The organism is Duganella vulcania (genome assembly GCF_009857655.1).
Classification (GTDB): domain Bacteria; phylum Pseudomonadota; class Gammaproteobacteria; order Burkholderiales; family Burkholderiaceae_D; genus Rugamonas; species Rugamonas vulcania.
In genome coordinates this window covers 1-8,713 of the sequence record NZ_WWCX01000152.1, presented here as the reverse complement: position 1 = coordinate 8,713, position 8,713 = coordinate 1, and the positions used below count along the sequence as shown (strand labels likewise).

Genomic DNA, 8,713 nt, shown 5'->3' with positions numbered 1-8,713 from the left:
GCGCGGGCTCCGGTGCCGGTGCCGGCGCCGGCTTGCGCTTGCGGGGCGGCTTGGCGGCCGGCGGCAAGGGCTGGACCTCTTCAGCGGGCGGCGTTTCCACATGCTTGGGCAGCGCCAGGCGCAGCTGGGCCGTCATCAGCGACGACGGCAGCGGCGACGGCCGGTGCGACTGCGCGGCGAGCCGCTCCCCCACCCAATCGATCGCCAGATAATGCAGCGCCAGCGTGGCTGCACATAAAACCAGCAGGCGTCGGCGTGGGAATAGATGGGTGGGTAAGCGCATGCCGCTAGTTTAACGTGTTCGGCCCGAGCCTGCGCCCACACGGCAATGTTGTCAAAATCTTTTGAAGCACGCGCTTTTATCTGCTACGCTGGACGTTATTCTTATAGGAGACCGCCATGGCCCACCCACAAATGCCGAACATACCAGGTGCAGCAGTGATGACCGATACGCTGGACTTCGTCAAAAGCCTGTGGGGCAGCATGAGCGTGCCCGGCCTGACGGCGCCCACCCTGTCGGTGGAGGAGCTGGACAAGAAGATCAACGACCTCAAAGCCGTCGAGACCTGGCTCAATCTGAACATGAGCATGCTGCGCGGTAGCATCCAGGCGCTGGAAGTGCAGCGCGGGACCATCGCCACACTCAAATCGGTCGGCGCCAGCCTGGCGGCGGCCGTCAACCAGCCGCAGAGCAGCGACCACAAATCCATCTTCGACGCCAACCCTTACGCGTCGGCCTTCTTCCACCATGCCCGCGAGGCGGACAAGGACAAGGACAAAACCGCAGCGCCGGCGCCGGCCGCCGCACCTGCGGCACCGGCCCCCGCAGCCGCCGCCGAGAAGCCGGCAGCCGAGGAAGCCGCCAAGCCTTCTGCCGCCCCGATGACCAATCCGGCCATCTGGTGGAACATGCTGCAGGATCAGTTCAAGCAGGCCGTGTCGACGGCGATGGCGTCGGAATCGATGATGGCCACGGCGGCCGCGCGCGCCACCGATACGGCGGCCAAGTTCGCGGCGGCGGCCACGCAGCCAGCCGCCAAGTCCAAGCCTGCGGCTGCCGCCACCCCGGCCACGGCCGGCGCCGCGCCGAAGAAGGCCCCGGCCAAAAAACGCGCACCGGTCAAGAAGCCGGCCGCCGACAAGGCCTAGCTGCCGGCAGCGCCGGTCACGCCAGCCGCTGGATGCGGATGGCGTCGATCAGCCCATCGGCTTGGCGCTGCACCTTCTCGATATCGATCAGGCCTTCCTCTTCCAGCACCTTGGCGCTGTCGTGGGCAGCCTGAAAACTGTCCAGCGTATCTCCCTTGGCGGCGACCGGGCGTATCCAGGCCACGCTGCCGACTTTCATTTTCGTATAAACTTCTTTTGCGATATCGCGCATAGATTGGTGCCCTTTATTTGCCCTCAATATTGACGGCGATTCAAGGCGCAGACAGGGCTGCGCCGCGATTCAGTGTAATCATTTGCCGGGCCGGAAACAAGGCTGCCACGATGCCCGCGTTGCGTCCAGCCGTCACCCGCGCATGTCCTGGGGGCGGTCCGGGATGGCGCCGTTGGCCGCCTCGTACTCGCTGGCGGCGGCCGCCGCCACCACGCCCGACATCGGCGCCAGCAGCGCCAGCTGCTCCATCAGCTGGGCGAAGCGCTGCTGCCCCGGCGCGATGGCGTCGACATGCATCAGCACCGCGATCGCCTCGTCGGCCAGCTCGCGCACATAGCCGGTCTGCTGCAGCTGCGAGATCAGGATCTGCGCGGAATTGAACAGGATGCGCATATTGTGCGGCAGCGCCTTGCGCGCCACCCGCATCCACTCGACCGCCTCGACCAGCTTACCGGTCTTCCACAGCAGCACGCCCTTGTTCATCATGTCCGCCGCTTCCTTGCGCGAAGCCTTGATCAGCTCCACGCCTTCGTCGGTCATGCGCGCCTTGTCGAAGATCTTCTGCACGTCCTCCAGCAGCGGCGCGTTGTCGTGGTTGTTGCGGGTGATGTAGCACAGCAGCCCCACCGGCGCCTCCTTCACGCCGACCGCGAACAGCAGCGTCGCCATATCGAGGCAGGTGTCGGTGTCGGGGCGCTGCTTGGTCTCGTCGGCCAGCATCGCCTCCAGCTCGTCGCCGGACTTGCGCGCGCGCCGGTAGTCGCCCGTCTCGTGGTAGACCAGGCCCTCGGTGATCTTGGCGCGCAGCTCGACCTGGTCGCCGCCGAACTGGTGGACCGCCGCGTTCAACAGGCGTATGGCTTCCTTGGTGTCGTTCTTCTGCGCACACACGCGCGCCAGGCCGAAAAAGGCGTCCACCGTCTTCATCACCGAATACTCGCCGATCTCGATGCACTTGCGGAAGGCCTTCTCCGCCACCGGGATGTTGCCCAGCTTGAGCGCGGTCTGGCCCAGCGCGCGCTGGCGCGGCACCGAATTGGGCGACAGCTTGGCGGCCTTTTCCAGCACGCCGAAGGCCTCCTCGGTCTTGCCCTGCAACTGGAAGGTCTTGGCCAGCTGGTCGAAGGCGTCGATGTAGAAGCGGTTATCGGTGATCACGGCCTGGAACATGGTCAGCGCCGCATCGAGCTCGCCGTTGTTCATCAGGATCTTGGCCAGGCCGCAGCGCGCCCAGTTGTAGTCGCGCTCTTCCAGCACCTGCTCATACACCTTGCGCGCCTGCTCCGGCTCGCCGCTCTTGAGCAGCAGCGTGGCCTTCATGCGCAGCAGGTCGATCTCGTGCAGCCGGTTGTGGGCGATCTGCTCGTCGCACAAACGCGCCGCGCGCAGGTAGTCCTTGTCGGCGAAGGCCTGGTCGATTTCGCGGAAGATCTGCTTCTTGTTCCACACGCGGTTCAGGCGCGTCAACAGCACGCCCTCGGTGATCGGCTTGATGATGTAGGCGTCCGGCTGATGCTCGGCCGCGCCCATCACCGACTCCACGCTCTTCTCGGCGGAGACCATCAGCCACACGCTGCTGGGCAGCATCAGGTTGCGGATGCGCGCCTCCTCCAGCACCTGCTGGCCGTTCTTGCCGTCGCCGAGGTTGTAATCGCACAGCACCACGTCGTAGCGGGTCTTCGACAGCAGCATCATCGCCTCGCCGCCGCTGGCCGCCTGGTCGATATGCTTGGCGCCGAGGTTGCGCAACGACTCGCGCAGCAGCTGGCGGATGCCGACGAAATCGTCCACCAGCAGGTAGCGCTTCTCGGCCCAGTCGACGTCACCGTCGGCGGTGGCGGCGGCGATCGCTTCGACGGCGCTCATGGCAATCGCAGCACGAAACAGCCGCCGCCCAGTGTGCCGCCATTCTCCAGCGCGATGCCGCCGCTGCGCTGGCGGTACTTGTGCATCTTCGCCACTTCGCTGGAGAAGTAGAGACCGAGGCCGCTGCTGTTGTTGAGGAAGCTGATCGCGCTGCGCTGGCTGTTCATCGCGCTGACGCCGGCCTCCAGCAGCGATGGCGGGAAGCCGTCGCCGTTGTCCTCCACGCGCAGTTCGAGATAGTCGCCGTCGATGCGGATCGCCAGGCGCAGGCGGTCGCGCGTGTAGCGGATGGCGTTGTTGATGGCGTGGACCAGCACCCCGATGATCAGGTCCTCGTCCAGGGTCCAGATGGCGTCCGGCGGGAAGTCCAGGTCCAGCGTGATGCCGCGGGATTGCAGCAGGATGCGCGCCTGCGCCGCCACCTGCTCGACCAACTCGCTGACGCGGCATGCGGCGGGGTCGAACGGGTAGCCCGGCTTGCCGACGTCCTTGTACAACGCCAGCAGCTGGATCAGGTTGTCGTTGAGGCGCTTGGTCTGGTACAGCATCTGCGCCAGCTGGCCGTAGCCCGGCTGCTCGGGCGTGGTGGGTGCGGCGGCCAGCAGGTTCTCAAGCGTGCCATTGAGGACGCCGATCGAATTCTTCATGTCGTGAACAGTCGACGCCAGGAACATGAACAGCTCCGGCGAACCTTCGTGGTGCTGCGCATCTTCTTCATCCATCGTTCGGCTCTCCATGGACGGCGCGGGTTGGGATTGTTATTTGTGCCGCAATTATAGCCTGTTGATATAGCAGCGCCAACGCTGCGTTGGCGTGCACGCAACGCGCGGCGGCCGGCGGCTACTGGCTGCGGCGGCGCTGTTTGAGCAGGAAGCGGCCGGGATCGAGCGCGTCGACCAGCATGGCCTCCAGCGGCGGGGGCGCGTTCTCCAGCTGCGACACCAGCAGTTCGGCCATCAGCGGCGCCCAGATCAAGCCGCGCGAGGCGTAGCCCAGCAGTCCATACAGGCCGGGATGGCGCGGTACGTCGCGCAGGCGTTCGAGGCGGCCGGCGGAGGGATAGTCGGGCAGCGGGCCTGCCAGCGGCAGGCGGTCCGGCGCGGCGCAGCGGAAGCCGACGCGGCCCGCCAGCGGCGCGGTGGCGGCCAACGCGGCGACGGCCTCGCCGGGCACGATCTCGGCGAGGCGGGTCAGGTTTTCCAGCTGGCTCTCGGCGCGCAGTTCGGGATCGTCGTCGTTGTCGTAGGTGGCGCCGGCGCAGACGATGCCGCTGGATGGTGGCGTGACGTAGGCCTCGCGGCAAACCACCAGCGGCAGAATCGGCGGCGCTGGAGGCACGGGCACGGCGCGGGCGTCGCCGTGCATCGGCGTTGACGCGGCCGCGGCGTGGGCGGCATCCGGCACCGGCAGGTGCGTGACCTGGCCGCGCAGCCGGGACAGCGGCAGTTCGGCCGCCTGCGCGATGTTGACGGCGCCGGTGCCGTTGGCCAGCACCACGGTGGGCGCTTGCGCAATCAGCGCACCGTCGCCGCCGCGCACCTGCCATTCGCCGTCCACGCGCCGCAGGTCCAGCACCTCAGTGGTAAACACGCGCCGCAGACGCTCGCCGCACGCATCGAGCATCGCCGCGCACAGCGACGCGGGACGCGCCCAGCCGCCCTGCCCGAACAGCCAGCCGCCATGCGGCGTGGCGCCGCCCAGCAGTTCGCCGGCGGCGTCGGCGTCCAGCCAGCGCACGTATTCCTCGGGGTAGTTCCAGGCTGCCACCACGTCCTGCTGCACGATCGCATGGTCGGCGTCGCGCGCCAGTTGCAGCACGCCGCAGCTGGCGCCGTCGAACACGCGGCCGACGCCGCCCAGCCGCCGCCACTCGCGCAGCGCGAAGGTGTAGGCGGCGCGGCTCAGGCGCGTGGGGATATTGTCGTCCTTCGACAACAGCGGCATGAAGATGCCAGCCACGTTGCCGGACGCCTCCTGTGCCGGCGCCGCGTGGCGCTCGATCAGCGTGACCTCCCAGCCGCTGGCGCACAGGCGATGGCTGGCCGCCGATCCGGCCACGCCGGCGCCGATCACGATCGCGCGCCGCACCGGTTCCGGCGGCGGCGCGGGCTGCGGTCTGCGGCTTTGGTAGACGGCGCCGATGTCCTGCGTGCCTTCGATGGCTTTGCAGACAAAGCCCGCCGCCGTCAGCGCCCACGCCAGCGCCTCGTCCGGCGCCTGCGCGTGCAGGGTAGCGCCCAGTACTGCCAACTTTGCCAGCCCGCGCGCCTGCGATGCGGGGAACGATGCGTCCACATGGAAGGCGTCGACCCGCGCGGCAATCTGCGGCAGCACGGCATCCAGCGCGCCGGCCAGCAGGTCCAACGTGACGCGGCCGTCGTCGAGCAGGATGCGATGGAAGCCCGGCACGTCCACCGGCCACAGGGCGCGCAGCTGCGCGTCGGCGATCGTGTCCGCGCCGGGAACGTGTGGCGTCACCGCCAGGTAGTGCAGCATGCCCTGCGGCGGCAAGGCGCGCCACTCGGCCATGAAGCGTTCACCGAGGCCGAAATCGGTGTCCAGCACCACGCGCCGCGTCATCGCTTGCGCGTCCGGCAGAAGCAGTCCGGCGCATGATCGTTCACCATGCCGATGCCCTGCATGTAGGCGTAGATGATGGTCGAGCCGACGAACTTGAAACCCAGCTTGGCCAGGTCCTTGGAGATGCGGTCCGACAGCCCGGTCTTGGCCGGACGCGGCCCGTCGGCGGCGTCGAGCGGCTTGCCGCCGACATAAGCCCACAGCCACTGGTCCAGCGTGGTGCCGCTGGCGCGCAGGCGCAGGTAGGCCTGCGCGTTGGTGATGGCCGCAGCCACCTTCAGGCGGTTGCGCACGATGCCGGCATCGGCCAGCAGCGACGCCACCTTGTCGGCGCCGTAGGCGGCGATCTTCTCGGCGTCCCACTGGTCGAAGGCGGCGCGGTAGTTCTCGCGCTTGTTGAGTATCGTCTCCCAGCTCAGGCCAGCCTGCGCGCCCTCCAGGTTCAGCATCTCGAACAAACGGCGCTCGTCGTGGCAAGGCACGCCCCATTCCTTGTCGTGGTATTCGAGGTAGAGAGGATTGGCGGGATTGGCCCAGCTGCAGCGCGTCTTGGTCATGGCGAAGAAGGATCGGGGAGAAGCCGACAGTATAGCAAGTGGGCTATCATATAGGCCCCTCACCTCGATGGAGCATGGCATGCAATTCGAAGCGACGATTGAATGGACGCGTAACGGGCAGGACTTTTTGGGACAGCGCTACAGCCGCGCCCACGCATGGCAGTTCGACGGCGGCGCCATCGTGCCCGCCTCGTCGTCGCCGCTGTCGGTGCCGCTGCCGATGTCGGACGCCTCCGCCGTCGATCCCGAGGAGGCGCTGGTGGCCGCGACCTCCAGCTGCCATATGCTGTTCTTCCTGTCGATCGCCGCCAAGCGCGGACATACCGTCGACAGTTACCGCGACCACGCCGTCGGCCAGATGGGCAAGAACGCCGCCGGCAAAATGGCGATGACGCGCATCGCGCTGCGGCCTGTGATCGCCTTCGCCGGCACCGCGCCGCCGGGCGCCGAAGAGCTGGAGGCGATCCACCACGAGGCGCACGACAAGTGCTACATCGCCAATACGCTCAACTGCGAAGTGGTGGTTGAAACGGTCTAGGTTTCCAGGTCGCTGGACAGGCCCACGCGGCGGCGCTCGCCGCCCAGCACCAGCGGCCCGGTCAGGTTGCTGACCGGCCGCACCTCGCCGTCGGCCACCGCCTGGTCCAGCTGTTGCATCAAACGCGGGAAGATACCGTCCGGGCGCGTGGCCGCGGTGCTGTACAGCGCCGCCCAGGCGTTGCGGCCGGAGCGCTTGGCGATGTACAGGCCCTGGTCGGCCAGCTCCACCACCTGCGACCATGACAGCAAACGCGGTTGCGACGGCAGGAAGGGGAAGCAGGCAAACCCGATCGAACAGGTCTTGGACAAGCGCGCGCCGTCCGGCAGCAGGAAGTCGCGGTCGGCCACGGCGCGGCGCATGCGCTCCGCCACCACGTGCGCCTCGTCGCGGTGCGTGGCGCGCGCCAGCACCAGGAATTCCTCGCCGCCCCAGCGGATCACATAATCCGATTCGCGGAACACTTCGCGCAAACGCTCCTGCATCTGCACCAGGATGGAATCGCCGGCCGCGTGGCCATAACGGTCGTTGACTTCCTTGAAGTGGTCCAGGTCGACCATGAAGAACACCAGGTCGTTCGGCGCCAGCAGGTCGCACTCGGTCAGCTCGCGATGCTGGCTGGTGTCGTAGCCGCGCAGGCTCATGGCCACATCGGCGTCGACGTTCTGCAGGAAAAAGCGGCGGTTGCGCAGGCCGGTCAGCTGGTCGGTCAGGCTCACTTCCTCCAGCGCCTTGTAGGCCTGCTCCAGTTCCAGGTTCTTCTCCAGCAGCTGCTCCTGGGTCGCGCTCAGGGTCTTGAGCGTGGCCGCCACCTGGCGGTAGGCGCTGGCGTTGTCCAGCGCGATCGCGCCGTACGCGCACAGCGTGCGGAAGATCAGCCGTTCGCGCTCGCCGTACGCGCGTTCATGCAGCGACTGCACCGTCATCACGCCCAGCACACGCTCGCCCACGCGCAGCGGCGCGAAAATCAGGCTCAGGGTCGGCAGCGTGCCGGGGATCAGGTTGGGCGTGACATCGGCCTCGCCCAGTTCGATCAGGATCTCGCGCCGCTCGCGCACGCAGCGCGCCGAGTTGGCGTTGGGGTCCGACAGCGGCACCCGCACCGGCGGCACCGGATTGCCGGCCTCCACGCCGAAGGCACAGGCCAGCCACTCGCCGCCCGGCTCCAGCAGGAACACCGAGAAGTGCGTGGCGTCGAGCAGGCCATGCACGTGGCGGTCCAGCGCGCGGAACACCGCCGCCGCGTCCAGGTGGGCGGTGATCTCCTGGCCGATGGCGCTCAAGTGCTCCAGCGTGGCGCTGGTCTGTTGCAGCACCTCGGCGCGCTGCGCCTCGGCCGCGGCCAGCTGGCGGTGATGTTCGCCCTCGGTCTGCGCACGCTCGGTCTGGTACTGCACCTGCATCGCGATGGCGCGGTTGGTGGCTTGCTGGCTGTGGGTCTGGTCGCGCGCGGCGCTGGCCTGCAGCGCGATCGCGTAGGCGCGCGCGTGGTCGCCGATCGCCGCGTACTCGCGCGCGGTGGCGTCGAGCAGTGCGCCGGGCACGGTGTAGCCCTCGATGGTGGCGGCGATTTCCAGCGCCAGCTGCAGGTAATGCAGCACCGGATTGGCCGCCTTCATGTCGGCCGGCGGCGGCAGCTGGTGGCGCGCGTGGATGTCGGCCAGAACGTTGAGCGCGGCGATCTGGCTGGAGGCGTCGGCATGTTCGTGCGCCAGCGCCAGCGCGCCCTGCGCGGCGGCCAGCGCTTCCTCGGGCCGCGCCAGGTGCGACAGCGCGTGCGCCTGGCCGCGC

The 8,713-nt window shown here is 68.1% G+C and carries 8 protein-coding genes and 1 pseudogene; 2 read left to right on the top strand and 7 right to left on the bottom strand.

The genetic code is table 11. The features are described from left to right. Positions 1 to 283, bottom strand: a pseudogene (locus GTP90_RS33725) (DUF3108 domain-containing protein); the annotation flags it as partial. A 116-nt stretch (positions 284 to 399) separates the two neighbouring features. Between GTP90_RS33725 and GTP90_RS33720 the strand changes: the two are divergent. Then, positions 400 to 1,149 (top strand): PhaM family polyhydroxyalkanoate granule multifunctional regulatory protein, encoded by a 750-nt coding sequence (locus tag GTP90_RS33720; RefSeq protein WP_161087609.1) that lies wholly within the window; start codon positions 400 to 402, stop codon positions 1,147 to 1,149. 16 nt (positions 1,150 to 1,165) lie between these two features. On the opposite strand, the gene GTP90_RS33715 is transcribed toward GTP90_RS33720, so the two are convergent. The 5 genes from GTP90_RS33715 to GTP90_RS33695 all read right to left on the bottom strand — a co-directional run bounded on the left by GTP90_RS33715 (position 1,166) and on the right by GTP90_RS33695 (position 6,384). Continuing rightward, positions 1,166 to 1,348: a hypothetical protein gene (locus GTP90_RS33715; RefSeq protein WP_254452171.1), complete on the bottom strand. Its 183-nt coding sequence runs from the start codon at positions 1,346 to 1,348 to the stop codon at positions 1,166 to 1,168. A gap of 165 nt (positions 1,349 to 1,513) precedes the next feature. Then, the gene (locus GTP90_RS33710) at positions 1,514 to 3,247 is read right to left on the bottom strand and encodes a tetratricopeptide repeat-containing response regulator (protein ID WP_161087607.1); all 1,734 of its coding nucleotides are present in this window, start codon (positions 3,245 to 3,247) and stop codon (positions 1,514 to 1,516) included. Next, positions 3,244 to 3,969 carry a sensor histidine kinase gene (locus GTP90_RS33705; protein ID WP_161087606.1) on the bottom strand — a complete coding sequence of 242 codons (726 nt, stop codon included), beginning with the start codon at positions 3,967 to 3,969 and terminating at the stop codon, positions 3,244 to 3,246. Before GTP90_RS33705 ends, GTP90_RS33710 begins: the two co-directional genes overlap by 4 nt. A 118-nt stretch (positions 3,970 to 4,087) precedes the next feature. Further along, the gene (gene mnmC1 / locus GTP90_RS33700) at positions 4,088 to 5,827 is read right to left on the bottom strand and encodes an FAD-dependent 5-carboxymethylaminomethyl-2-thiouridine(34) oxidoreductase MnmC1 (protein ID WP_161087605.1); all 1,740 of its coding nucleotides are present in this window, start codon (positions 5,825 to 5,827) and stop codon (positions 4,088 to 4,090) included. Beyond that, a complete protein-coding gene (locus GTP90_RS33695) occupies positions 5,824 to 6,384 on the bottom strand; it encodes a DNA-3-methyladenine glycosylase I (protein WP_161087604.1) in 561 nt (186 codons plus the stop codon). The genes mnmC1 and GTP90_RS33695 overlap by 4 nt, the downstream gene beginning before the upstream one ends. 79 nt (positions 6,385 to 6,463) lie before the next feature. Between GTP90_RS33695 and GTP90_RS33690 the strand changes: the two genes are divergently transcribed. Beyond that, complete coding sequence (locus GTP90_RS33690; RefSeq protein WP_161087603.1) at positions 6,464 to 6,922, top strand: OsmC family protein; 459 nt, start codon at positions 6,464 to 6,466, stop codon at positions 6,920 to 6,922. Here the strand turns inward: GTP90_RS33690 and GTP90_RS33685 are convergent. Further along, positions 6,919 to 8,713, bottom strand: a 1,795-nt coding sequence (locus GTP90_RS33685) for a sensor domain-containing diguanylate cyclase (protein ID WP_161087602.1), incomplete at its 5' end; no start/stop codon positions are given. The two genes, GTP90_RS33690 and GTP90_RS33685, sit on opposite strands and share 4 nt — an antisense overlap.